Origin of the sequence: Hymenobacter citatus, assembly GCF_014333615.1 — a bacterium.
GTDB classification, from domain to species: Bacteria; Bacteroidota; Bacteroidia; order Cytophagales; family Hymenobacteraceae; genus Hymenobacter; species Hymenobacter citatus.
In genome coordinates, this window is record NZ_JACSCY010000005.1 from 1 (window position 1) to 21,818 (window position 21,818).

Sequence of the window (21,818 nt, forward strand, 5' to 3'; positions counted from 1 at the left end):
AGCAAGTCGATCAGGTGGTAGCGCTGCCAGCACCTAACCCATTTCGTTGGCTCCTACTCTACTTTTGCAACAGCCACTCGCATTATGTAAAGCGACAAATTCGAGAAATAATCAGTCACTTATCCCCCTCTATTTTATTTAGATAATTCAATAATAGTTTGAGTTATTAGATTTAAAAAATCTTCGATCTGCTACCAAAACCCCTCTCTATGTTCATTTTCCAAGCGCTGTGCAAAGCGGCTACGGCTATGAGGGTGCTTCTTCTTTATGCGCTGTTATTATTAACCGGTTGCCAACAGTATTTGCTTGCTCCCGCTGCTACAGCAGCGCGTGTGCCACCGCCGCTACCATATAAAGGAATGACTACAGTGCCCTTTTGCGAGCTCTCCCAACACCGAAATCAGCTAGTATATGTTCGGGGAGTATACAATGGCATGGACGAATATTGGGCTTTTACCTCTCCCGAGCCTGAATGCGAGAAATACCTATTCCTCGAACTAACGCTAGCCGACTCCGTAAGTGCGCCTTTTCAAGCCAAGTTGGTCATGGTTCATGCGCAGTATAACAATCACTATTTAGTTATCGACGCCATTGGTCGCTATGAGGATAGTCTAGTGACAGGATACGGACATCTCGGGTCGAATAAAGCACAGTTTATAGTGCAAGAGCTGGTAGGGATGCACCTAGTCTCGGTAACTGGCCGGAAGGGAAACAAAATCAAAGCAATCGAATAAGGTGACAGCAAAAAGAATAGATTGATATAGCTGTTACTGTCCAATAAGTCTTTTTTATGTAAACCAGTATCCAGGTAGCGAAGCCACTATGTACAGTCGATAATATCCGATAAAATACAAGCTCCTGAACTGGTCATGCTAGGACGCTTATTATTATACATACCCCCTAAACTGCGCCCCACCCCTACCAGCGCGACGCTGGGTCGTCGGGGCGCACCTCGAAGGTGTCGGCGTCGTACAGGGTAGGGAACTGCTCCCGGAACGCGTCTAGGTCGGTGCGGCGCAGGGTGCGGGTGATGCTGGTTTCGTGATTACCAACTTCCACGAGGTAGTCACCGCGCATGTCTAATAGGGCTGAGTCGCCGGCGTATTCCAGGTTGTTACCATCGGTGCCTACCCGGTTGACGCCCAGCACATACGCAACGTTTTCGATGGCACGGGCGCGGAGCAGCGCCATCCAGGCATTGCGGCGGGCGGCGGGCCAGTTGGCCACGTACAGCAGCAGGTCGTAGGGAGCGGCTGCCGCATTGCGGCTCCACACCGGAAAGCGCAAATCGTAGCATACCAGCGGGCAGATGCGCCAGCCGCGCCACTCCTCCAGCAGCCGCGCCTGGCCGGCAGCATACACGTTGGTTTCGCCGGCCATGCCAAAGCGGTGGCGCTTGTCGTAGTAGCTCATGGTGCCGTCGGGGCGCACCCAGAGCAGGCGGTTGTAGTGCTGGCCGTTGTCGCGGATGATGAGGCTACCCGTGACAACGGCATTGCGGGCCGCGGCCATGCGCTGCATCCATTGCACAGTAGGGCCGGCCATGTCCTCGGCCAAGGCAGCTGCTTCCATCGTGAATCCCGTAGCAAACATCTCCGGTAGCACAACCAAGTCAATGGGCAGGGAAATTGTGTCGATATGGCGCTCCAGCAAAACCCGGTTGGCAGCAGGTTGGTGCCAGTGCAATGCCGTTTGCACAAACGATAATGTAAAATCAGCCATACAGAATCTTTATGGTACTAATTTATGATAAATTATACAAAAATCAAGAACACCTATCTATACGTATCTTTCACTGAAAGCGTGTAGTCGCAAGGCAGCTTCTTGCAACGTCTCGCTTCTTTTGGCAAAGCAAAACCGTATGAGTCCCTCATCCCGCCCATCGTGGTAGAAAGCCGACACAGGCACCACAGCTACGCCGGCTTCGCGCGTGAGGCGTTGGGCAAATTCAGTATCAGGCTCTTGCGGGGCCAGTGCGGCGTAGCGGGCCAGCAGAAAATACGCCCCGGCAGCGGGCAGCAGCTCGAAGCCCGTACCGCGCAGCAGCTCCGCAAACAGGTCGCGCTTTTGCTGGTAGAAGGCCGGTAGCTCGCGGTAGTGGTCAGCGTCGGCCAGCACATCGGCCAGGGCGTGCTGGGTAGGCGTGCTCACGCTGAATGTCAGGAATTGGTGCACCCGGCGCACCTCCGCCGTCAGTAATGCCGGCGCTATGCAGTAGCCTACCTTCCAGCCCGTGGCGTGGTAGGTTTTGCCAAACGACGACAGCACAAACGCCCGCGCCGCCAGAGCAGGGTGCTGCAATACGCTGCGGTGCGCCTGCCCGTCAAACACCAGGTGCTCATACACTTCATCACTCAGCACCAGCGTATCGGTGTTTTCCAGCAACCCAGCCAGCGTATCGAAATCCTGGGTGGTGAGCACGGCGCCGCTGGGGTTGTGGGGCGTGTTGAGCAGTACGAGGCGCGTGCGCGGCGTGAGGCGGGCCGCTACCTGGTCCCAATCGGGGCGGAAGCTAGGTAGGCACAGGGGCACGTACACGGGCGTGCCGCCCTGCAACCGAATGGCAGGACCGTAGAGGTCGTAGGCCGGTTCCAGCACCAGTACTTCGTCGCCGGGGCGCACAGTGGCGGCCAGCACCGCGTAGAGCCCCTCAGTGGCTCCGCTGGTGATGGTGATGTTGGTGGCCGGATCGGGAGCGGGTACGTGGTAGAGGGCGGCGGTTTTCTGGCTGATCAGCTCCCGCAGGCGCAACAGGCCGGGCATGGGCGCATACTGCTGCTGGCCGGCAGCGCCGGCGTGGCGAACCAAAGCATCGGTCAGGTTCTGGGGCGGGTCGAAATCCGGGAAGCCCTGGGCCAGGTTGATGGCGCCGTGGTCTTGTGCCAATTGGGTCATCACCGAGAAAATACTGGTGCCCACATCGGGCAGCTTCGACGAAAATTTCATGCTGGTAAGGTAGGCCGTTTTGCGGACCACACCAGATACGCAACCCAATCTGATTTGTCTGCATTCGGCTTTAGCTCCTCCTGCATTACCAGCAGCTATTTCAATACCCTTAGAAAGTTATTCCTGCTGATCTTTAGCCCATATTCTGCAACTGAATACGCGGTATATATCCGGTTTGACACAACCGTTTTTTTCCAACAAAGCCCTGTGCATCTTTGTACATCTTTCGGCGTATGGTAAACGGCTGCTCGCCTACCCCGTTTCTCGCATCCATTTTGCTTGCTTTGCTTTTATGAAAGTGTTATTTGCCGTTCCCTACCTCAATATTTTGCTGGATGAGCGGACGCGGGTGCTCGAAACAGAGTGGCTGGATTTTGCCAATAGTCAGCAATTGCGCTCTGCCCTCATGGAGGCGCTCCGCCTGGGCCGGCAACACCGCGTGCGGGGCTGGATTGGCAACAACACCCGGATGCGGACGATTCGACCCACCGACCAGGACTGGATGAACCAGGAGTGGTTTCCGGAGTTCACCAAGCTGGGCGTTAGCCGCTTAGCAGTGGTGGTATCCAACGATGCGCTCAACCAAATGGGCATCGACAACATTTTGACCCGCGCCTCGGCCCACGTACCCTTCGACACGAAGCATTTTGCCAGCGTGGACGACGCCCGGCGCTGGGCCGGCGAAACCAACTAAGCGGCAGGTACCAAAACCAACAAGCGGCGGAGCGCACTAGTGCACTCCGCCGCTTGTTGGTTTTGACTAAGAGGAAGGCGAGGCGGCTACAAAAACCAGCCGGGGCGCCGGGCTATCGGCATCGTACAGGCACAGTTGGTTGCCATGCATCTCATACGTTCGGATATCGTGAAGCAGACTGAGGTAGCGCAAGCCAAAGTCCAGGGTTGAGTTATCGGCTTCCAGCATCGTCACAATCAGGCGCATGGTGCCGGCTAGCTGCGTACCAAACGAGGGTAGGCAGGTGCCGGCGCGAGGCCGAACCTTGGTAGGCGCGGTGCTCACGGGTAGGGCAGGAAGCAGGGCTTTGTCGAGGTAGCGATGGTGCCGGGCCACGGGTTGCCCGTCCAGCATACGCAGCTCCCACTGTACCGGAGCAGTGGCCCCCGTAGTTGCCGGGGCCACTTGGTCGCCCGTCCAGAAAAGGCCCGCCCCCAAGAAGGAGCAAGCACACACTAACAGCCGCGATGGTATAATCATAGAAATAAATAGTAGGATTGAATGCTTTCCATGATGAAGAGGCCGGCAGTAGACCAATGGTTGCAGGGCCAGGCGCGCGCAGCGGTAAGCGTTTGACACTCAATCGCAAAATCGTGTCACCTACTGGCGACGCCGTAAGCCTCTTTCACCAACGGTGTCGTTTTGGTTGCCTTGCGCCCTATCATACGCAGATAGCCTAACACTGGGTTAGTATAGAATCCGGGCCCAGTAGCTCAACGTAACCTCCTGTGCTGAAAAGAGTATTGGTCAAGTAACTGTTTCTCATCCTATTTACTCTTAAAATCATGAAACTTTTCATAAGTGCCTTATGCTTGCTGCTGATAGGCTGGTTGAGCAGTTGCTCTTCCGTGAACGTGCAAGAAAAGCAGGGCGTCAACTTCAGCCGCTTCCGTACCTACGATTGGGCCAAGACCGATGTAAAGACCACCGGCGATGCCAACCCCATCTACAAAAGTAGCCTGGCCGACGAGATGATTCAGGGTGCCATTAGCCAGGAGCTAAATAATCGGGGCATCCGGCAAGTGAGCGGCAACGCCAAGCCAGATTTCTACATCACCTACCACCTCTACGTGGAAGACGCTGAGCGCACGGTTTTCAACCCGCCCGCCGCGGGCTTTGCCTACCCCTACGCCGTGTCGTATCGCGGGGGCTTTCTGCCCATCAACTATGGCGCTTGGTACTCGCCGGCCTACTTCAACACCGGCTACCGCACCGAGCAGTACAAGGAAGGAACGATGATTGTAGACATCATCGACGCCAGCACCAACGACCTGGTATGGCGCGGCTCCATTGCCGATCCTGTAAACAACCCGGCTAGTTTCGGCAAGCAGTTCTCTGAGTCGGCCCGCGATATTCTGGAAAAATTCCCAGCGCAGAAATCATAATTTTCTAAGGCCAACCTCCACTATAAAAGCCTCTTTCACTTGTTGAAAGAGGCTTTTTTGTGCTGTGTAAGCACTTGTCAGATCGACACATACAGGGCTTTTACGAAGAAATTGGGTGGGCTGCTAAATCCGGAGTGCAGAGAGGCGTCGTAGGTGAGACCAGACTTGCAAGTGGTACTCTTCCAATTTTAGCCTCTTCCCTTCACCCTCATTTTCCTACCCCCTTCGTGATGAAAAAACAGTTGTTTTCCCTTGCTTTCGTGGCCCTGTTGGGCACTGCTTCCGCTACCTCTGCTTTGGCCCAGCAAGCCCAGCTTTCACCCAACAGCGTGATGGTAGGCGGCCAGGCTATGCTCCCCTCCAAAAACATTGTGGCCAACGCCGTGAACTCAGCCGACCACACTACCCTAGTAGCCGCTGTGAAGGCCGCCGGCCTGGTAGAAACGCTGCAAGGCAAAGGTCCTTTCACAGTATTTGCCCCGGTGAATGACGCCTTTGAGAACCTACCCTCCGGCACCGTAGAAACGCTGCTGAAGCCCGAGAACAAGGCTACCCTCACCAAAGTGCTGACCTACCACGTGGTAGCCGGCAACATGACGGCCGATAAAATTATGGCGGCCATCAAGGCTGGCAAGGGCAAAGCCTCGCTGAAAACCGTGAGCGGCGGCACGCTGATGGCCATGATGAACGGCCCCAAAAACGTGGTGCTGGTAGATGAAGCCGGCAACGTGGCCAGCATCTCTACCTACGATGTGCTGCAAAGCAACGGCGTGATTCACGTAATCGACAAGGTGCTGATGCCGAAATAATATCGGCTTTGCGTAGTGTGTGATACCACAACGGCCCGCTGCGCACTGCGCAGCGGGCCGTTGGTTTTAGCAGTAGGGTGGCCGGCAACAAGCGCTCTAGCTCCCAACCGTGGGTGGGTGCTGGGGCTGCTGCCGAACCCAATACAGCCACAGGCTGAAGATGCAGCCGTATACCAGCACTGTGAGGATACCATAATAATAGCTGAACGCTACAGCGTGGTAGGCATAATACTGATTGACGACCAACACACCTACGCGCAGCAAATTGAGCAGATAAAGACCGGCAATGCCTACCGGAATCAGCCACAGCCGCGTGCGGGTGGGGCCAGGGTAGGCCAAGATAAAGCCCGCAAACAACGCGTAGATAGCCAAGCCATTGTAGGGCGAACCGATGTAGACAAAGGGCCGCGTGTCCATGAGCACCAGCATGGGGTTGGCGCCTACCGTGGCGGCAAAGCCCGCCACGCGCAGCAGCACGGCACTACTACCAGCCATATTGGCCGTGAGCAGGGCATCGAGGCGCCCATCGGGACCCAGCCACTGCTCGTAGCCAAAAAACCAGAGTAAATAGAGTCCGGCCGCTAGCAGTAGAAAGCGACGCCAGACGCCAGAGTTAAACTTGGGGGCAGGAAAAAACATAGTTGGCAGGAATGCGCGCACAGAAAAAGCCGATTGGTATTGCCTGAATGCAAAAGCCCCGCCAGATCGAACAAGCCCCAAGTTTAAATTGGATTCAAACAAGCATTTTGCATTTTTTATAGCTTTCGCTTTTTCAGGTGTGCTTCTTCATCTTAGCCTTATTTAAAGGCCCTACCTTGCTCTAGGGATGCCATTTATCATACAGCTTTCCTGCTGACTTTATACCTAATACCTATGAGCGCCACATCCTTCGCCACTACCACTACTCCCGAGCCGCACCGGAGCCGGGGCCGACAAATCGTGCGTGCTCATCCCGAGGTGAAGCAACTGATGACCCGCACGCCTACTACCCTACTAGTGGCGCTGGCCTGCGTGGGGGCGCAGGTGGCGCTGGCCTACCTGCTGCGCCAGCAGCCGTGGTACTGGGTGGTGCCGGTGGCCTACCTGGTAGGGGCTTTTTTCTCGCATACGCTGTTTGTCGTCATTCACGAGGCGGCGCACAATCTGGTGTTCAGGAAGCTGTGGCAAAATGTGGCGGTGGGCATTGTGGCTAACTTCCCAACGGTGGTGCCCACGGCTATTTCCTTCAAAAACTTCCACATCAAGCACCATGTGTTTCAGGGCGTGCATGAGTTGGATGCCGACCTCCCCGACTGGTACGAGGCCAAGCTGATTCGCAATTACGCCCTGGGAAAGGCTATCTGGCTGTTTTTCTTCCCTGTTTTTCAGGTGATTCGCACGTTCCGCTGCCGCGAGGTGGCGGCCGTAGACCGCTACGTAGTGGCCAACGTGGTGTGTCAGGTGGCGTTTGATGTGGCGGTAGTGTATTTTCTGGGGTGGACGGCGCTGCTGTACCTGGCCCTTAGCTTCTGGTTTTCGGTGGGGCTGCACCCGCTGGGGGCGCGCTGGATTCAGGAGCACTACCTCACGCTGGATGCCAACCAGGAAACCTACAGCTACTACGGCCGCCTAAACGGCGTGAACCTGAACGTAGGATTTCACAACGAGCACCACGATTTGCCCGGTATTCCGTGGAATAACCTACCCAAGCTGAAGCAGGTAGCCCCCGAGTTCTACGAGCCCCTGCTGCACCACACCTCCTACACCCGGCTGTTTTTCCGCTTTCTGTTTGATCAGGAAATCAGTCTCTACTCGCGCCTGGTGCGCAAAGAGCGTGGCCACATCTCCCTCACCAATTCGGTGGCGGGCCCGGTGCAGTAGCAGGGCTCCAGAAGTTTGTTTTATGGTGCTGGTGCCAGCTCACGGCCGGTAGGGAAATGTTTTGGCAGCAGGGCGTAGTAGTTGCTTCACCAGTGCCTCGGCGGTAGGTATGGTGGTGCTGCCCGTGCGCTCGTAGTTGAAGCGCCAGACCAGCTCCCCGCTACGGCAGTCGTGCACCGTGAGGTTGGCCGTGGTGACGTTGCCGGTAAGCGGACCGCCCAATAGCAAGGGCGTATTGCTGAGCAAATGCGTAGCTACGGCTACCCCGTTGGGCATGGGCTGGTAGAGCATAGCCGCCCCCGATAGTACCGCATCGACGCCCAGCACCTGCTGCAACTCCGCTATGGAGTGCTCAAACAGAGTATTGTATGTGATGCCAGCGGCGCGGAGGCGCTGGTTGGTTTCGCGCACTGGCTGAAACGTTACAGGGCGGCTGCCTTGGCCGCGCATGGTCTGCACCTGGTTGTGCAAGCAGCGTTGCAGTTCGTAGGCTAGGGCTTCCCGCGCCTGCCGCTGGCCCTCGGTCCACTGTTGCTGGCGCTGCGCTCGTTGCTCGGGGGTAGGGTCGCTGGTGCCGTGGTACACAATGTCCTGTGTACGCAGGCGGTCCAGCTCCACCTCAAAAGGCAAAATAGCCACCGTGCGGTGCGTAGCCAGCACCGGTTGGTTTACGTCGCGGGTGGCGTAGGTGCGGGCGCTACACCCGCTCAGCAACAGGCTGCTGAGCAGCAGGATATACAGTTTGGTCATACCTGTAGGTTCTTTCCCAGAAAAGCTCCACCTCCAACAGGGGTGCAATTGAGTAAAAAGAACGGAAATTACTGCACAAGTCGTCAACGTGATGACTACTTGTGCGTTTACCTATATTCGAAGCAGCTAATTTTCTTTATTCACCTCTATCTATTTCGTTTCGCATTATGGGCAACGGTCTGTTCTTTCAACTCGCATTTCTTATTCCCATTTTCTACCTGGTAGCCGGGTTAGTGCTGTTTGTACTGGCGGTGCGGGTGTTGCTGGTGCTACATACCTACCTCACGCTGAAGGTGAAGCAGGAACAGGAACGGATGCTGTAACAATCGTCGTTGAGAGAATAGCTGGCCGCGTTGGCCGTATCTTCTGTTGACTCACTATACTCCTTATGATACCTCCTTTCTCACAACGGCGGGCGGGCCTGTTAGCGGGTTTGCTGGCCGTGGTGCTACTGCTCGCGGGCTTCCAAATAGCGCCCCAGGCCGATGGCTTCCTTCAGCAGCTGGTGCGCCAGCTCAACCGCTTCTACGCAGCCACTTTTCCCGAGAAAAGCTACCTGCACCTCGATAAAACCGTGTATGCCGCCGGCGAAACCGTGTGGCTGAAAGCCTACGTGGTGCAGGCCGGCAACCACCGCCCCGATACCCTGAGCCGGGTGCTGTACGTAGACCTGCTCACGCCCGACCAAGTGCTGGTGCGCCAGCAGCTCCTGCGCCTGCAAAACGGTACCGCCTCCGGCGACATCCTGCTGCCCGACACCCTGGTGCAGGGACGCTACACCGTGCGCGCCTACACCAACTGGATGCGCAACACCAGCCCCGAGTACTTTTATAATCAGCAGATTATGGTGTGGCACACGCCCCTGGATGCGGTGGCGCCCGCCATTGGCGAGCGGCGTGGGCGCGTGCCCAACAAACCAGCGGCGGCGCGCCTCACGGTGCAATTTTTCCCGGAAGGCGGCAACCTGGTAAGCGGCCTGGAAAGCACGATTGGCTTTAAGGCCACAGATGCCAACGGCCGCGGGGTAGACGTAGCCGGCTCTATCAAAGACAGCCGCGGGCGCGATGTGGTGACCTTCAAAAGCCTGCATGCGGGCATGGGGCGCTTTCAACTGAAGCCGGAGCCGGGGCAGACGTACCAAGCCACGGTGCGGCAGTCGGGCGGCGCTTTCCTCACTACGCCCCTACCTGCTGCGTTGCCTACGGGCTTCACCATGAAGGTGATGGAGCTGAAAGACCAGATACAGGTGTTTATTCAGCGCCAAGCGGGTACAGGTGCCGCTGCTGCCGAGGCCATTACGCTGGTGGCACACGTGCGGGGACAAGTGGCCTACGCCGGGCAGGGCCAGGTAGGCGCGGGCGCTACGTTCAGTGCCCGCATTCCTAAAAGCCGTTTCCAGACGGGTGTGGCGCACTTCACCTTGTTTGATAGTCAAAACCAGGCCCGGTGCGAGCGGCTGGCCTTCGTGGGCGCCACCACGCCCGACCTGCGCATTACCTTGCAACCCGACAAAGCCCGCTACGCTCCCCGCGAGAAAGTGACCCTGCGCGTGGCAGTGGCTGATGTTGAGGGCAAGCCCGTGGCCGGGCAGTTTTCCCTGGCCGTGAATAATGCCCAGCTGGTGCCCGCTTCTATGGAGCAACGCACCATTCGCTCCTACCTGCTGCTCACCTCGGAGCTACGCGGCACCGTGGAAGACCCCGGCTACTATTTCGCCAACCCTACCTACGACACCAACCTGGCCCTCGACAACCTGATGCTAACCCAGGGCTGGCGGCGGTTTGTGTGGAAGGAGCTGCTGGCCAACCGTCTCGGCAACTACCCCTACCCCCTGGAGCAGAGCCTGAGCGTGAGCGGACAGGTGATGAACGGGCAGCTATTGGGCAGCAAAGAAACCCCGGCTCCCAACGCCACCGTGCTATTGCTACGCTTTGGGGGCGAAAACCAGCTCATGACCGCCACCACCGACTCGGCGGGCCGCTTCTTTTTCAGTGGGTTTGCGGAGCAGGATACCAGCCGCCTGCTGGTGCGCGTGCAGCCCCAGAAAGGCCTGCGCAACCCCATTGTTAGGCTAGACCGGAAGGTGGCCGAGGGCGCTAAGAACCTACCTACCATCCCGTTGGAGGTAGGATCGGCGGAGGAGGTGGCCTACCTGCAAAGCAGCAAGAAGCAGCAGGTGATGGAGCGCCAGTACAGCCCCGACGGCAAGCGCATCCTACTCCAAAACGTGGATGTACGAGGCCGCCGGGAAGTTTCGGATGGCCGCCGCCTTTACTCCCGCGCCGATGCCGTGGTGCGCACCGCCGATATTCCAGCGGCCAACAGCTACACCAATATCCTCCAGCTTATTCAGGGCCGGGTGGCAGGCGTGCAGGTAACAGGTAATCCACCGAATATGAACGTTACTATCCGGGGCATCAGCTCCTTCTCGGGTAGCAACTCGCCCTTGTTTATCATTGATGGCGTGCAAACGGACGCCAGCATTGTCAACTCCATTTCGGTGCAGGATGTGGAAAGCGTCGAAATCCTGAAAGGGGCGTCGGCAGCTATTTATGGCTCTCGGGGCGGCAACGGAGTCATTGCCATCTTCACCAAGCGCGGCAACCCCAACTACGACCCTGCGAACGACCCCTACGCGGCCGCACCCATGGGCATGGCGACCTACGCACTGCCGCGCTACTACCCCACGCGCGAGTTCTATCAGCCCCCCTACCAGCAGCCCGGCGCCCAGCTTCCGCCCGATGATACCCGTAGTGCCACGCTATTCTGGGCACCCCAAATCGTGACGGACGCCAACGGCCAAGCCACCATCACCTTCTACACCTCCGATATCGGCGGCGACTACCGCCTCTCGCTGGAAGGCCTGACGAATAATGGCCTATCCGGCACCGGCTACGGCACCCTGGTAGTGAAGGGAAAATAGAGTGAAGTGGTGAAGTGGTGAAATGGTGAAATGGTGAAATGGTGAGTGGTGAGTTTGTGAAGTGGTGAGTAATAAAGAGGGGCTGTCATCCTGAGTGCAGCGAAGGACCTTATCACGCCAGAACAACAGGCGTAACAACGACTCGTTCAACTGGCATAAGGTCCTTCGCTGCACTCAGGATGACAGCCTCTCTTTATTACTAACCACTTCACAAACTCACTACTCACCATTTCACCACTCACCCTACCTGCACCTTCGCCAGCTCATCGTTGATAAAGGAAACATCTTCAGCAGAGAGCTGCACGTCGCCGGCTTGGGCGTTTTGGGTGGCTTGTTTGGGGTTGCGGGCGCCTACCAGCGCTACGGTGATGCCCGGCTGCGCAATAGTCCAGGCAATGACAAGCTGCGCCAAGGTGGCGTTTTTGTCGTCGGCCAGGGGCTGTAGCTGGTGCAGGAAGGCGTTTACCTTCTCAATGTTGTCGGGGGTGAATAGTTTGTTGGTAGAGCGCAGGTCGCTGTCCTCGAACTTCTGCCCCGGCTTGAACTTGCCGGTCAGCAGGCCCAGTTGCATGGGGCTGTAAGCCAGAATAGCCTTGTTGTGCTCCTGGCAGTAGGGCACCAGTTCCTGCTCGATACCGCGCCGCAACATGCTGTAGGGCACCTGGTTGGAAGCCAGCTTAATCGTTTTTTCGGCTTCGCGCATCTGCTCCACCGAGTAGTTGCTCACGCCCACAGCGCGCACTTTCCCTTGCTCCACTAGCTTGGCCACGGCCTCCATGGTGTCGTGGATGGGTGTGGTAGTGTCGGGCCAGTGAATCTGGTAGAGGTCGATGTAGTCGGTGCCGAGACGGCGAAGGCTGTCCTCGCACTCCTTGATGATGCTGTCGGGCGCGGCGTATTTGTACACGTCGATATCCTGGCCCTCGTTGTTCTTGGTTTTCATGGCAAAGTCGCCTTTGGGCTCTTGCAAGTCCCAGCGCATACCAAACTTGGTCAGAATCTGCACCTTGTCGCGGGGCAGGCTCTTGATGGCCTCGCCCACAATCTGCTCGCTCAGGCCCTGCCCGTAGATAGGGGCCGTATCGATGCTGGTAACGCCATGCTCGTAGGCAGCATGAATGGCGCCCACGGCATCGTTTTGCTCCGTACCACCCCACATCCAGCCTCCGGCAGCCCAGCTGCCAAACGTAATGGCCGACACGCGCAGGCCGCTGTCACCTAATTCCCGGTATTCCATATTCAAGAAGTCAATCGTTATTTTTATGTATAAGGCTGACGGGCACTGCCTCCACTAGATTGTGGACTGCTTGGTTTCCACCCGTCGCCCAAAAAATCAATGGCTTACCTCACAAAAAATCAGCGCCGGACAGAAGCCCGGCGCTGATTAAAAAAGCAAGTAAGCCAGCGCGATTAGCGCATGGTGGTAGTGCCCGATGTAGTGCCCGACGTGGTACGCATGGTACCCGAGGTAGTACCGGACGTGGTACGCGTACCGCTGGTGGTGCCCGAGGTGGTACGCATCGTGCCACTCGTGGTGCCCGTACGACGACGGCCCGTGGTGGTAGTGCCCGTGGTGGTGCTCATTGTACCAGCCGTAGTGCCTGAGCGACGGCCCGTGGTAGTGCCGGCCGTAGTGCCCATGGTGCCGCTAGTGGTACCAGCGGTGGTGCCGTAGGTAGTGGTGCCCGTTGTGGCCGAGGTAGTCGTACCTGTGGTAGCCGTGGTAGTGCCCGCCGTGGTGCCGCCGGTGGTCATGGTGCCGGTGGTCATACCGCCAGTGGTTGTTTGAGCCGAGGCTACCGAGATACCACCAAGAAGAGCTGCTGCAAAAAGAATGACGCGTTTCATAAGATTCAGTTTTTAGGGAAAGGATGATAGAGATACTTTCATCTCGTGTTCAGGGTCTTACGCGCCAACCGGTTATGGGGCTGAACATAATTTGGGCTCTATAAACATCTATATTTTTATATATTAAGCACTTACGTAGGTAAAGTCGCACTGCATCTGTGTGTTAGTGAAGCTGCGGTTGGGCTTCAATTTTCTGTCTTAAATACCTTGGCCGCTCCGATGGCCGTTGCTTTTCGCTTGGGCAACCAGTTTCTTGCAGAATCCTACCTGCTGCCCATGCGTTTGTTTCTCTGTTTTCTGGTGTGTTGCCTGCTACCTGCCCTACCCGGTATAGGTCAGAGCCTACCCGTGCTTGATCAAAACCCGCCCGATTTGCGCTGGCAGGAAGTGCGCACGCCGCATTTCCGGCTGCTTTACCCCCGCGGCCTCGACTCGGCGGCCCAACGCACGGCCCGCCGGCTGGAGCAAGTGCAGCGTCCCGGCACGGCCTCGCTGGGCGTGGTACCCCGGCACCTGCCCCTTGTGCTGCAAAACCAGACAACCATCAGCAATGCGTTTGTCACGTTTTTGCCCCGGCACGCCGAGTTTTTCACCACGCCCGAGCAGGGTCAGGCCCTGGGTACCGTGGACTGGCTGGATGGCCTGGTGCTGCATGAGTACCGCCACGTAGGGCAGTTTGATAAGGCCCGCCAGGGGGTAGGGCGCCTGCTGGTGCCCCTGCTCGGCGACCAGGGCCTGGGCGTGGGCGCGGTGGGCGTGCCGCAGTGGTTTTTTGAGGGCGACGCCGTAGGAAACGAAACGGCCCTGAGCCGCAGCGGCCGGGGCCGCGTGCCGTATTTTGGGGTAGGGATGCGCGCTAACCGCCTGGCTGACCGGCACTTTGGCTACCAAAAAGCGGTGAATGGCTCCTTCCGCGACAACGTGCCCAACTGGTATGTGCTGGGCTACTACATGACTTCCTACCTGAAAACGCACTACGGCCCCAACGTGTGGGCCGCGGTGCTGGACAAGTACTACCAGTTTCCGTTCTACCCGTTTTCGTTTTCCAACAGCATCCGCCGCACCACCGGCCTGCGCGTGGAAGACCTCTACCAGCGCACCATGCATGAGTTGGACTCCACCTGGCAAGCTGGCCAGCAGAGTCTGGCCATTACGCCGGGTAGGGAGTTTCGGGTGAAGGCTGAGGAGCGTGTGTTTACGCAGTACGAATACCCGCAGTACGTAACCGACAGCACCGTACTGGCCATGAAAACCGGCCTGGGCACCATTGCCCAGTTGGTGCTGCTGCACCCGCACGCACCCGAGCAAAAGCTGTTTGTGCAGGGCCTGACCAACATCCCGGAAATGCTGTCGGTGGGCGGCGGCAAAGTGGTGTGGCCCGAGTACCGCTACGACCCGCGCTGGCGGCAGCGCGTGTATTCCGAGCTGCGCATCCTGGACCTGCGTACCGGCCAGCTCACGCATCTCACCAAGCGCCGCTACACGGCCGCCGCCCTCTCGCCCGATGGCCGGCAGCTGGTGGTCACGCTCACCGACTCGGCCTACCAGCATTCCTTGCGAATTGTAGACGTAACCACTGGCGAAGAATTGCGCACCCTGCCCAATCCGCGCAACGATTTTTACCAACAGCCCCGCTGGCTACCCAATGGCCGCGTGGTGGCCGTGGCCCTGCGCCGGGCCGGCAAAACCCTCACGGTGCTTGACCCCGCCACCGGCCGGGAGCAGGATTTGCTACCCGTCGCCAATATCAACCTTACCAACCCGCAACCCTGGGGCGAATTCGTGCTGTATAATTCGCCGCAGTCGGGCATTGATAATATCTACGCTGTGAGCCGACGCACGGGCCAGACCTGGCAGGTGACCTCGCGGCCCGTGGGTGCCTACCACGCCGCCGTGTCGCTGGATGGCCGGCGGTTGGCCTTCCACGAATTTAGGGCTACGGGCAGCCGCGTGCTGGAAATGCCGCTGGATACCACAACCTGGCGCGCCCTACCCGCACCGGCTACCACGGCCGTGTTGTCGGACCCGTATGCTGAACAGCTGAGCGTCCAAGAGCCGGCTGCTGCGCTAGTTCGGCCGCTGCTGGTGCGGCCCGATTCGGCCACGGCGCCCTACCCGGTGCGGTCATATTCGCCGCTCCGGCACGCGTTTAATGTGTTTGGCTGGGGCGTGGTGCAAAGCCCTACCGGCAACAGCGTGAACGTGGGCGTGCGCTCCCAAGACTTGCTGAATACCACGCAGGCCCAAGTAGGGGTAGGCTACAACCAGGCCGAGCGCACGGCCAACGTGTTCGGCGGCCTCAGCTACCAGGGCCGCTACCCCGTGCTCGACCTGAGCGTGGAGCACGGTGGCCGCAACACCGGCGTGTACGTTGACCGCCGCACGCCCCTCGACAGCCTCGTGCGCGACCGGTGGAATTACACCCGCCTCACGGTGGGCGGGCGCCTACCCCTCACGCTCACACGCTCCAAATACCTGCAAGCCCTCACGCTCAGCGCCTACTACCTCCGCGAGCAAGTGAACGGCTACGACCTACCCCTGCGCTACCGCACCGACCCTGCCCCTGATCGGCCCATAAATGCCATGCAAACCTCCCTCAGCTATGCCCGCCAGCTCAAGCTCTCGGCCCGCGACGTAGCACCGCGCTGGGGCGGCACGCTGCTGGCTACGTGGCGCACCACGCCATTTGGTGCGGGTTTGAATGCGGCGCAGTTCGGCACGCAGGCCAGCGTGTATTTGCCTGGCATTGGGCATCACCACGCTATCCGGCTGCGCGGCGGCTACCAGTGGCAGCAGCAGCGCGAATATCAGTTTAGCCCGAGCATCTTCTTCCCGCGGGGCATTGGCTACGTAAGCTTCGACCGCCTGTGGGTAGGCACCGCCGAGTATGCCCTACCCCTGGCGTTTGTGCATTGGTCGGTGGGGCGGGTACTGTATGTGCAGCGCCTGCGCGCCACGGCCTTCATGGACGTGGCCCACGGCGAAAGCCGCGGCATCACCCCGCAGAACTACCGCACGGTGGGCGTCGATGGAGCGGTGCTGTTCAACGTGCTGCACCTGCGCACATCGTTCGAGTTGGGTGCGCGTTTTGTGTACAACCCACGCACCGGCCAAGCGTCTTTTGCGCCGTTGGTGTTCAATATTCAGATATGAGAGACGTAAAGGGATAGAAGGGTAGGAAGGGTGTCATCTGAGCATTCCGCGCATCAAGCGGCGACGAAGGACCTTCTCACGCGTGAACGACCATCTTAGCAACGCCTCGTTCGCGCGTGAGAAGGTCCTTCGCAAGCTCAGGATGACACCCTTCCTACCCTCTTACCCTCCTGCCCTCACTCCCCCTCCCACTTCTTGAACGGATGGCCGCCGGTAGCCAGTTGGTGCAATACGCTGACTACGCGTTTACTACGGGTTTCAGGGCGTTTTGCGCTTTCGATATGGTAGGCCAGGGCGCGCTTGGTGCCGGGTGTCAGGCGCTCGAAGGCGGCTTCAGCTTCGGGCCAGCTGCTTAGGCCTTCGGCCAGCTCGTCGGGTAGGTCTACCTGGTTGGGGGTAGGATCGGGGCTGATGCCGACGGTTACTTCGTCGCCGGAGCGCAACCCTAGTTCCGTCAGCAGATTCTGGTTCAGCATCAGGTACCGCTCGCCCGATTTCAGCGGGTGCAGGCCCAGGCGCACCGCGTGCCCCCGCAGTTCCACTAGCACCCGCTTGATTGCCTTGCCGCCCAACGCCTCTACCACCTTCACGGGCACAACAAGCACTTGCATGGGCATGAAGCTGGGGCCACCGGGTTGCACTACGGCGCGGAAGGTAACAGGCAAGGTCATGGGTAGTAGAGGCAAGTAGGGTAGGCGCGGGCGGACCGGTGCAGTAAACTTTTCGCTTGCAAACTACTTATTCATCGAAAGAAACTCTCTAACGATGAAAGTAGAAATCTGGTCTGATATCATGTGTCCGTTTTGCTACATCGGCAAGCGGAAGTTTGAAGCCGGCCTGGCCAAGTTTGCCCACGCCGATACCGTAGAAGTGCAGTGGCACAGCTTCGAGCTGGACCCCAACATGCAGCACACGCCCGGCCAAACTATTCACGAGCTGCTGGCTGAGCGCAAGGGCGTATCCGTAGCACAGGGCAAGCAGATGAACGACCACATGGCCGGCATTGCCGCCGAGGTAGGGCTGCAGTACGATTTTGACCGCGTTATTCCCAACAACACGTTTCTGGCCCACCGCTTCCTGCACCTGGCCGCCGCCCAGGGCAAAGGCAACGAAGCCGAGGAGCGCGTCTTTGCGGCCTACTTCACCGAAGGCAAAGACGTAGGCGACCTCGACACGCTGGCTCAGCTCGGCGCCGACCTCGGCCTGGATGCCGCCGAGGTGAAAGCCACCCTCCAAACCGACGCCTACGCCCAGCAAGTACGCTACGACGAGTACCAGGCCCAGCAAATCAACGTGCGCGGCGTGCCCTACTTCGTTTTCGATGACAAGTACGCCGTGTCGGGCGCCCAGCCCGCTGAGCTGTTCCAGGAAGTGCTGGAGAAGGTGTGGGAGGAAAACCACCCCGCCCCTACCCTGGTAGCCGGTCAGGATGGCGCGGCCTGTGATGTAGACGGCAACTGCTAGGTTTCTAAGCAATTGGTTAGAGTAACCACTGCACAATGTAGAGACGCATACTTGCGTCTCGTCGTTGAACGACTACCCGTATCGTTCAACGACGAGACGCAAGTATGCGTCTCTACAGCATTCTAACTACCTTTTAGCTAACCTAAACAGCCTCTTAGACCGTCATGCCTCCTACCTTCTTCAACCAAGGCTTTCAGCGCAAGCGACCCAGCAACCACAAGCTGCCGCCTGGCCAGTACGAAACGCATGATTTTCCGGTGCTCTCGGCCGGGCCTACCCCACGCATTGCGCTGGACAAGTGGACGTTCACGTTGGAAGGACTAGTGGAAGAACCCAAAAAATGGAGCTGGCAGGAGTTCAACGCCCTACCCCAGCAGGACTTCAACCCCGATATTCATTGCGTGACGCAGTGGTCGAAGTTTGACACTAAGTGGCGGGGCGTGAGTTTGGACACGCTGCTGGAACACGTGCAGCTACGGCCGGAAGCTCGCTACGTGATGGCCACTTCGTACGGCGGCTATACGACCAATCTGCCTCTGGCTGATCTACGGGACGGCAAGGCCTTCATCGGCCTCACCTACGATGGCCAGCCTCTGACGCCCGAGCACGGTGGCCCCGCCCGCCTGGTGGTGCCGCACCTCTATTTCTGGAAAAGCGCCAAGTGGATTACCAGCCTGCGTTTCATGGCCGAAGATGAGCCAGGCTTCTGGGAACGCGCCGGCTACAGCATGTACGGCGACCCGTGGAAGGCCCAGCGCTACGCCGACGATGATGAGTAAGCTGGACTGGCAGCGGGCCACCGTTACGGCCATTCACGCCGAAACGCCCCGCGTGAAAACGTTCACACTCAGCCTACCCCACTGGACGCCCCACTTACCCGGCCAGCACTATACTCTGCGCCTCACCGCCCCCGACGGCTACCAGGCCGAGCGTAGCTACTCCGTAGCCTCCCCACCCGAGCAACCCGACGAGATTGAGCTAACAGTAGAAGCCGTGGAGGAAGGCGAGGTTTCGGGCTACCTGTTTGAAGGCGTGGAGGTAGACGACGAGCTGGAAGTACGTGGCCCGATAGGCGGCTACTTCGTGTGGCGCGCAACAGCAACAGCCCGGCCGTTACTGCTGGTAGCTGGTGGCTCGGGTGTGGTGCCGCTGATGGCCATGCTGCGCCACCGTCAGCGCGCGATGCTGCGCAACCCCACGGTACTGCTGTTCAGCATCCGCACGCCGGAAGAGGTTATTTATCGGCAGGAGCTGGAAGCAATGACCGCCTCCGATCCTACCTTTACTCTGCTGCTGGACTACACCCGTCAGGCCCCCGATGGCTGGTCGGGCTACCACCGCCGCATCGATACAGCGCTGCTAACAGAGGTAGTAAAGCGGTTTGCTGCCGCGCCCGAATGCTACGTGTGTGGGCCTACGGGATTGGTAGAAAGCGTCGCTACCGGCTTGCAGAATCTGGGCCTACCCGCCGAGGACATCAGAACCGAGCGGTTTGGGCCGACGGGTGGGTGATGTAACTTTGTCTGTCATCCTTTATCTAGCGTCCGCTTGCGAAGGACCTTCTCACGCGTGAACAAGTCGTTGCTACGCTCATCGTTCCAGCGTGAGAAGGTCCTTGGCTGTGCTCAGGATGACAACGTTTTCTAAAACGGACTCACAAAATCTTTCAGCAACGGCAGCACCTGATCTTTTGCCGACACGGTGGCGTCCGTCACGCCCCAGTCGATACCCAGCGCGGGGTCGTTCCAGCGCAGGCCGCCTTCGGCTTGCGGGGCGTAGTAGTTGGTGCACTTATAGAGAAACAACGTGTTGTCTTCCAGCGCCGTGAAGCCGTGGGCGAAGCCGACCGGCACGTAAAACATATTATACCGTTTGGCATCCAGCTCCACGGTTACGTGCTGGCCGTAGGTAGGCGAATCTTTGCGGATGTCCACAATCACGTCGAGGGCGCGGCCGGCTGCTACGCGCACCAGCTTGGCTTGAGCAAAGGGCGGCGCCTGAAAGTGCAGGCCTCGCACCACACCCCGGTCGGAGCGCGACTGGTTGTCTTGCACCCAGTCGCCGACAATGCCGGCGGCGGCCATTTTCTCAGCGCTGAACGACTCGAAAAAGGCACCGCGGGCGTCCCCAAATACGCGGGGCAACACCTCTACTACACCTGCAATATCAAAGTACTTGAATTCCATGTATCACTAATTAAGCAGTAAAGACAGCCGCTTTTTCGACTGTGAAAGTTACACCGGCTGGCGGCCTGGGCGCGTTATCTCGTCCACAATGCGCAGGTACTTATCCAGCACCAGTTGCTCATCAAATTTATCCACGGCTAGCTGGCGGCTGGCGTGACCCATCTGGGCCAGGTCGGTATCGGAGAGCTGTTGTACTTGCAGCATTTTTTCGGCCAGATCAGCAGCATCGCGTACTTGGCAGAGCAGGCCGTTGTAGCCAGGCACTACGGTTTCGCGGCAGCCAGGCACGTCGGTAGTTACAATGGGCTTGCCCATGGCGGCGGCTTCGAGCAGGGTTTTGGGCGTGCCCTCGCGGTAGCTGGCCAGCACCACGCAATCGGCCTCCCGGATGAGGGCGGCCACGTCGTCGGAAGTGCCCAGGTACTCGATATTGCCGGCTTGCAGCCACTGCTCGAAGATGGCACGCTTCACGCCTACCCCCCCGCTTTCATCGATACCGCCCAGCAGTTGCACGCGCGTGCCGGGCACGGCCTGGCGCACCAGTCGGGCAGCCTCAAAATACTCCTCGACACCTTTCTCGTAGAGCACCCGCGCAATCATCAGAAACGTGAAGGGGGTATTGCGCGTGAACGTTGTGGCGGGCTGAAACCGCGTGACATCAACGCCCGAGCCGGGTAGCAAATCGGTGATGCCGGGTGCTACCAACCGGTACTGCAGGAACAGCTGCCGGTCGTCGCCGTTCTGGAAAAACACCCGCTTCGGAAACCGAAAGGCGAACCGGTAGAGCCCCAGCGCCACCCGGCTCACCAAATTGCGCACGATAAACACCGTACCCAGCCCCGACACGTTATTGACGCTGGGAATGCCCGCCAGCTTGGCGGCCAGCGTGCCGTAGATGTTGGGCTTGATGGTGTAGTGCAGCACCACATCGGGCCGCTCGCGGCGGTAGAGGCGGTAGAAGCGCTGTGTGAGCTGGGCATCCTTAGCGGGGTTGGTGCCTTTGTTTTCCATCAGAATGGGCACAAACCGGCAGCCCAGCTCGGTTTCCAGGCGTTGGGAGTAGTCGTCGGGGGGCGCAATGGCCAGCACCTCGTGGCCGGCGGCTTGCAGGGCTTTCACCAGACTACGCCGGAAATTCCAGATATTCCAGGAAGTATTGAGTACGATGGCAACGCGCATAAGCTCAGGATTCGGCCCGTAAAGGTAGCGGCCCTGCGCAAGTACGGCGCCAACTTGCGCGCTTTTCTGCCGTAGCCGGTAGCAGTTTGGTTACTTTGTGCTTTGTTTTGTTGTTATGGCTGCTATGAATGTTTTCCTACCGCGCGCTGTATGGGGCGGCCTGTTGCTTGGCAGTTTGGCCGGATTGGGAGGCTGCCAGTCGGCCGACACCACGCGGGCTGCGCCGGCGGTTTCGGTGTCGCCGGCGGGCACTACGGTTGTTACGGCCACCGACTCAGCGGGTGTGCCCACGGCCATTGTGAGCACATTGAACCAGGATGCCCTGGCGGCCGGCCACGCTATTTACACGCAACGCTGCGCCGTATGCCACGGCGAGGACGGCCGCAAACAAGCCAACGGTGCCCACGACCTCACCAAGAGCAACCTCAATACCACCGGCCGTATATATATGGTGAAAAACGGCCTGGGCAAAATGCCTGGTTTCAAAGACCAGCTCAGCGACGCTGAAATTGAGCAGGTAGTGGCGTATTCGCTGACGCTTACGAGTGACTGAGTGTTTTTCTGTCATCCTTCGTCGCCGCT

At 58.7% G+C, this 21,818-nt stretch carries 21 protein-coding genes; 11 read left to right on the forward strand and 10 right to left on the reverse strand.

All coding sequences use genetic code 11. From position 1 onward, the window contains the following. Positions 1-918: 918 nt before the first annotated feature. Both H8B15_RS08125 and H8B15_RS08130 read right to left on the reverse strand, forming a co-directional pair. On the reverse strand, positions 919-1,722 hold the full coding sequence (locus tag H8B15_RS08125) for an amidohydrolase (RefSeq protein WP_187319183.1): 804 nt from the start codon (positions 1,720-1,722) through the stop codon (positions 919-921). 57 nt (positions 1,723-1,779) lie between these two features. Beyond that, complete coding sequence (locus H8B15_RS08130) at positions 1,780-2,946, reverse strand: methionine aminotransferase (protein ID WP_187319184.1); 1,167 nt, start codon at positions 2,944-2,946, stop codon at positions 1,780-1,782. A gap of 292 nt (positions 2,947-3,238) precedes the next feature. Between H8B15_RS08130 and H8B15_RS08135 the strand changes: the two genes are divergently transcribed. Beyond that, positions 3,239-3,640, forward strand: coding sequence for a hypothetical protein (locus H8B15_RS08135; RefSeq protein WP_187319185.1), 402 nt, complete (start codon positions 3,239-3,241; stop codon positions 3,638-3,640). A 66-nt stretch (positions 3,641-3,706) separates the two neighbouring features. Here the strand turns inward: H8B15_RS08135 and H8B15_RS08140 are convergent, their stop codons facing one another. Beyond that, the gene (locus H8B15_RS08140; protein ID WP_187319186.1) at positions 3,707-4,159 is read right to left on the reverse strand and encodes a hypothetical protein; all 453 of its coding nucleotides are present in this window, start codon (positions 4,157-4,159) and stop codon (positions 3,707-3,709) included. Between the two features lie 305 nt (positions 4,160-4,464). Here H8B15_RS08140 and H8B15_RS08145 point away from each other — a divergent pair, with 305 nt between their 5' ends. Further along, on the forward strand, positions 4,465-5,064 hold the full coding sequence (locus tag H8B15_RS08145) for a DUF4136 domain-containing protein (protein WP_187319187.1): 600 nt from the start codon (positions 4,465-4,467) through the stop codon (positions 5,062-5,064). A 230-nt stretch (positions 5,065-5,294) separates the two neighbouring features. Further along, on the forward strand, positions 5,295-5,873 hold the full coding sequence (locus H8B15_RS08150) for a fasciclin domain-containing protein (protein WP_187319188.1): 579 nt from the start codon (positions 5,295-5,297) through the stop codon (positions 5,871-5,873). 96 nt (positions 5,874-5,969) lie between these two features. On the opposite strand, the gene xrtX is transcribed toward H8B15_RS08150, so the two are convergent. Beyond that, positions 5,970-6,512, reverse strand: coding sequence for an exosortase X (gene xrtX, locus H8B15_RS08155; protein WP_187319189.1), 543 nt, complete (start codon positions 6,510-6,512; stop codon positions 5,970-5,972). A gap of 234 nt (positions 6,513-6,746) precedes the next feature. Between xrtX and H8B15_RS08160 the strand changes: the two genes are divergently transcribed. Beyond that, entirely contained in the window at positions 6,747-7,733 is a 987-nt protein-coding gene (locus tag H8B15_RS08160; protein ID WP_187319190.1) for a fatty acid desaturase, read from the forward strand. A gap of 39 nt (positions 7,734-7,772) precedes the next feature. Here H8B15_RS08160 and H8B15_RS08165 read toward each other — a convergent pair whose 3' ends face one another. Then, positions 7,773-8,483, reverse strand: a complete 711-nt coding sequence (locus H8B15_RS08165; protein ID WP_187319191.1) for a hypothetical protein — start codon at positions 8,481-8,483, stop codon at positions 7,773-7,775. 167 nt (positions 8,484-8,650) lie between these two features. Here H8B15_RS08165 and H8B15_RS08170 point away from each other — a divergent pair, with 167 nt between their 5' ends. Both H8B15_RS08170 and H8B15_RS08175 read left to right on the forward strand, forming a co-directional pair. Next, the gene (locus H8B15_RS08170) at positions 8,651-8,806 is read left to right on the forward strand and encodes a hypothetical protein (protein ID WP_187319192.1); all 156 of its coding nucleotides are present in this window, start codon (positions 8,651-8,653) and stop codon (positions 8,804-8,806) included. A gap of 65 nt (positions 8,807-8,871) precedes the next feature. Then, complete coding sequence (locus tag H8B15_RS08175; protein ID WP_187319193.1) at positions 8,872-11,406, forward strand: TonB-dependent receptor plug domain-containing protein; 2,535 nt, start codon at positions 8,872-8,874, stop codon at positions 11,404-11,406. Positions 11,407-11,644: 238 nt separating this feature from the next. Here H8B15_RS08175 and H8B15_RS08180 read toward each other — a convergent pair whose 3' ends face one another. Both H8B15_RS08180 and H8B15_RS08185 read right to left on the reverse strand, forming a co-directional pair. Continuing rightward, entirely contained in the window at positions 11,645-12,643 is a 999-nt protein-coding gene (locus tag H8B15_RS08180) for an aldo/keto reductase (protein WP_187319194.1), read from the reverse strand. 173 nt (positions 12,644-12,816) lie between these two features. Next, positions 12,817-13,254 (reverse strand): hypothetical protein, encoded by a 438-nt coding sequence (locus H8B15_RS08185; RefSeq protein WP_187319195.1) that lies wholly within the window; start codon positions 13,252-13,254, stop codon positions 12,817-12,819. A gap of 219 nt (positions 13,255-13,473) precedes the next feature. On the opposite strand from H8B15_RS08185, the gene H8B15_RS08190 reads away from it, so the two are divergent. After that, positions 13,474-16,407: a TolB-like translocation protein gene (locus H8B15_RS08190; protein WP_246455363.1), complete on the forward strand. Its 2,934-nt coding sequence runs from the start codon at positions 13,474-13,476 to the stop codon at positions 16,405-16,407. A 176-nt stretch (positions 16,408-16,583) separates the two neighbouring features. Here the strand turns inward: H8B15_RS08190 and H8B15_RS08195 are convergent, their stop codons facing one another. Next, positions 16,584-17,078 (reverse strand): YdeI/OmpD-associated family protein, encoded by a 495-nt coding sequence (locus tag H8B15_RS08195; protein ID WP_187319196.1) that lies wholly within the window; start codon positions 17,076-17,078, stop codon positions 16,584-16,586. A 94-nt stretch (positions 17,079-17,172) separates the two neighbouring features. On the opposite strand from H8B15_RS08195, the gene H8B15_RS08200 reads away from it, so the two are divergent. The 3 genes from H8B15_RS08200 to H8B15_RS08210 all read left to right on the forward strand — a co-directional run bounded on the left by H8B15_RS08200 (position 17,173) and on the right by H8B15_RS08210 (position 19,383). Continuing rightward, positions 17,173-17,871, forward strand: coding sequence for a DsbA family oxidoreductase (locus tag H8B15_RS08200; RefSeq protein ID WP_187319197.1), 699 nt, complete (start codon positions 17,173-17,175; stop codon positions 17,869-17,871). A gap of 164 nt (positions 17,872-18,035) precedes the next feature. Then, positions 18,036-18,650 carry a sulfite oxidase-like oxidoreductase gene (locus tag H8B15_RS08205; RefSeq protein ID WP_187319198.1) on the forward strand — a complete coding sequence of 205 codons (615 nt, stop codon included), beginning with the start codon at positions 18,036-18,038 and terminating at the stop codon, positions 18,648-18,650. Then, positions 18,640-19,383 carry a ferredoxin reductase gene (locus H8B15_RS08210; RefSeq protein ID WP_246455364.1) on the forward strand — a complete coding sequence of 248 codons (744 nt, stop codon included), beginning with the start codon at positions 18,640-18,642 and terminating at the stop codon, positions 19,381-19,383. Before H8B15_RS08205 ends, H8B15_RS08210 begins: the two co-directional genes overlap by 11 nt. A 131-nt stretch (positions 19,384-19,514) precedes the next feature. On the opposite strand, the gene rfbC is transcribed toward H8B15_RS08210, so the two are convergent. Together rfbC and H8B15_RS08220 are read right to left on the reverse strand one after the other, a co-directional pair. Then, on the reverse strand, positions 19,515-20,057 hold the full coding sequence (rfbC, locus tag H8B15_RS08215; RefSeq protein ID WP_187319199.1) for a dTDP-4-dehydrorhamnose 3,5-epimerase: 543 nt from the start codon (positions 20,055-20,057) through the stop codon (positions 19,515-19,517). 48 nt (positions 20,058-20,105) lie between these two features. Further along, a complete protein-coding gene (locus H8B15_RS08220) occupies positions 20,106-21,236 on the reverse strand; it encodes a glycosyltransferase family 4 protein (RefSeq protein ID WP_187319200.1) in 1,131 nt (376 codons plus the stop codon). 115 nt (positions 21,237-21,351) lie between these two features. Here H8B15_RS08220 and H8B15_RS08225 point away from each other — a divergent pair, with 115 nt between their 5' ends. After that, on the forward strand, positions 21,352-21,789 hold the full coding sequence (locus tag H8B15_RS08225; RefSeq protein WP_187319201.1) for a c-type cytochrome: 438 nt from the start codon (positions 21,352-21,354) through the stop codon (positions 21,787-21,789). Positions 21,790-21,818 lie beyond the last annotated feature (29 nt).

Excerpts from the sequence above, each read along its gene's own strand:
- H8B15_RS08205 (WP_187319198.1), top strand. The coding sequence starts at position 18,036 with ATGCCTCCTACCTTCTTCAACCAAGGCTTTCAGCGCAAGCGACCCAGC.
- xrtX (WP_187319189.1), bottom strand. The coding sequence starts at position 6,512 with ATGTTTTTTCCTGCCCCCAAGTTTAACTCTGGCGTCTGGCGTCGCTTT.
- H8B15_RS08225 (WP_187319201.1), top strand. The coding sequence starts at position 21,352 with ATGGCTGCTATGAATGTTTTCCTACCGCGCGCTGTATGGGGCGGCCTG.
- H8B15_RS08195 (WP_187319196.1), bottom strand. The coding sequence starts at position 17,078 with ATGACCTTGCCTGTTACCTTCCGCGCCGTAGTGCAACCCGGTGGCCCC.
- H8B15_RS08145 (WP_187319187.1), top strand. The coding sequence starts at position 4,465 with ATGAAACTTTTCATAAGTGCCTTATGCTTGCTGCTGATAGGCTGGTTG.
- H8B15_RS08170 (WP_187319192.1), top strand. The coding sequence starts at position 8,651 with ATGGGCAACGGTCTGTTCTTTCAACTCGCATTTCTTATTCCCATTTTC.
- H8B15_RS08135 (WP_187319185.1), top strand. The coding sequence starts at position 3,239 with ATGAAAGTGTTATTTGCCGTTCCCTACCTCAATATTTTGCTGGATGAG.
- H8B15_RS08220 (WP_187319200.1), bottom strand. The coding sequence starts at position 21,236 with ATGCGCGTTGCCATCGTACTCAATACTTCCTGGAATATCTGGAATTTC.
- H8B15_RS08140 (WP_187319186.1), bottom strand. The coding sequence starts at position 4,159 with ATGATTATACCATCGCGGCTGTTAGTGTGTGCTTGCTCCTTCTTGGGG.
- rfbC (WP_187319199.1), bottom strand. The coding sequence starts at position 20,057 with ATGGAATTCAAGTACTTTGATATTGCAGGTGTAGTAGAGGTGTTGCCC.
- H8B15_RS08185 (WP_187319195.1), bottom strand. The coding sequence starts at position 13,254 with ATGAAACGCGTCATTCTTTTTGCAGCAGCTCTTCTTGGTGGTATCTCG.
- H8B15_RS08175 (WP_187319193.1), top strand. The coding sequence starts at position 8,872 with ATGATACCTCCTTTCTCACAACGGCGGGCGGGCCTGTTAGCGGGTTTG.
- H8B15_RS08125 (WP_187319183.1), bottom strand. The coding sequence starts at position 1,722 with ATGGCTGATTTTACATTATCGTTTGTGCAAACGGCATTGCACTGGCAC.
- H8B15_RS08180 (WP_187319194.1), bottom strand. The coding sequence starts at position 12,643 with ATGGAATACCGGGAATTAGGTGACAGCGGCCTGCGCGTGTCGGCCATT.
- H8B15_RS08190 (WP_246455363.1), top strand. The coding sequence starts at position 13,474 with ATGGCCGTTGCTTTTCGCTTGGGCAACCAGTTTCTTGCAGAATCCTAC.
- H8B15_RS08130 (WP_187319184.1), bottom strand. The coding sequence starts at position 2,946 with ATGAAATTTTCGTCGAAGCTGCCCGATGTGGGCACCAGTATTTTCTCG.
- H8B15_RS08160 (WP_187319190.1), top strand. The coding sequence starts at position 6,747 with ATGAGCGCCACATCCTTCGCCACTACCACTACTCCCGAGCCGCACCGG.
- H8B15_RS08165 (WP_187319191.1), bottom strand. The coding sequence starts at position 8,483 with ATGACCAAACTGTATATCCTGCTGCTCAGCAGCCTGTTGCTGAGCGGG.
- H8B15_RS08210 (WP_246455364.1), top strand. The coding sequence starts at position 18,640 with ATGATGAGTAAGCTGGACTGGCAGCGGGCCACCGTTACGGCCATTCAC.
- H8B15_RS08150 (WP_187319188.1), top strand. The coding sequence starts at position 5,295 with ATGAAAAAACAGTTGTTTTCCCTTGCTTTCGTGGCCCTGTTGGGCACT.
- H8B15_RS08200 (WP_187319197.1), top strand. The coding sequence starts at position 17,173 with ATGAAAGTAGAAATCTGGTCTGATATCATGTGTCCGTTTTGCTACATC.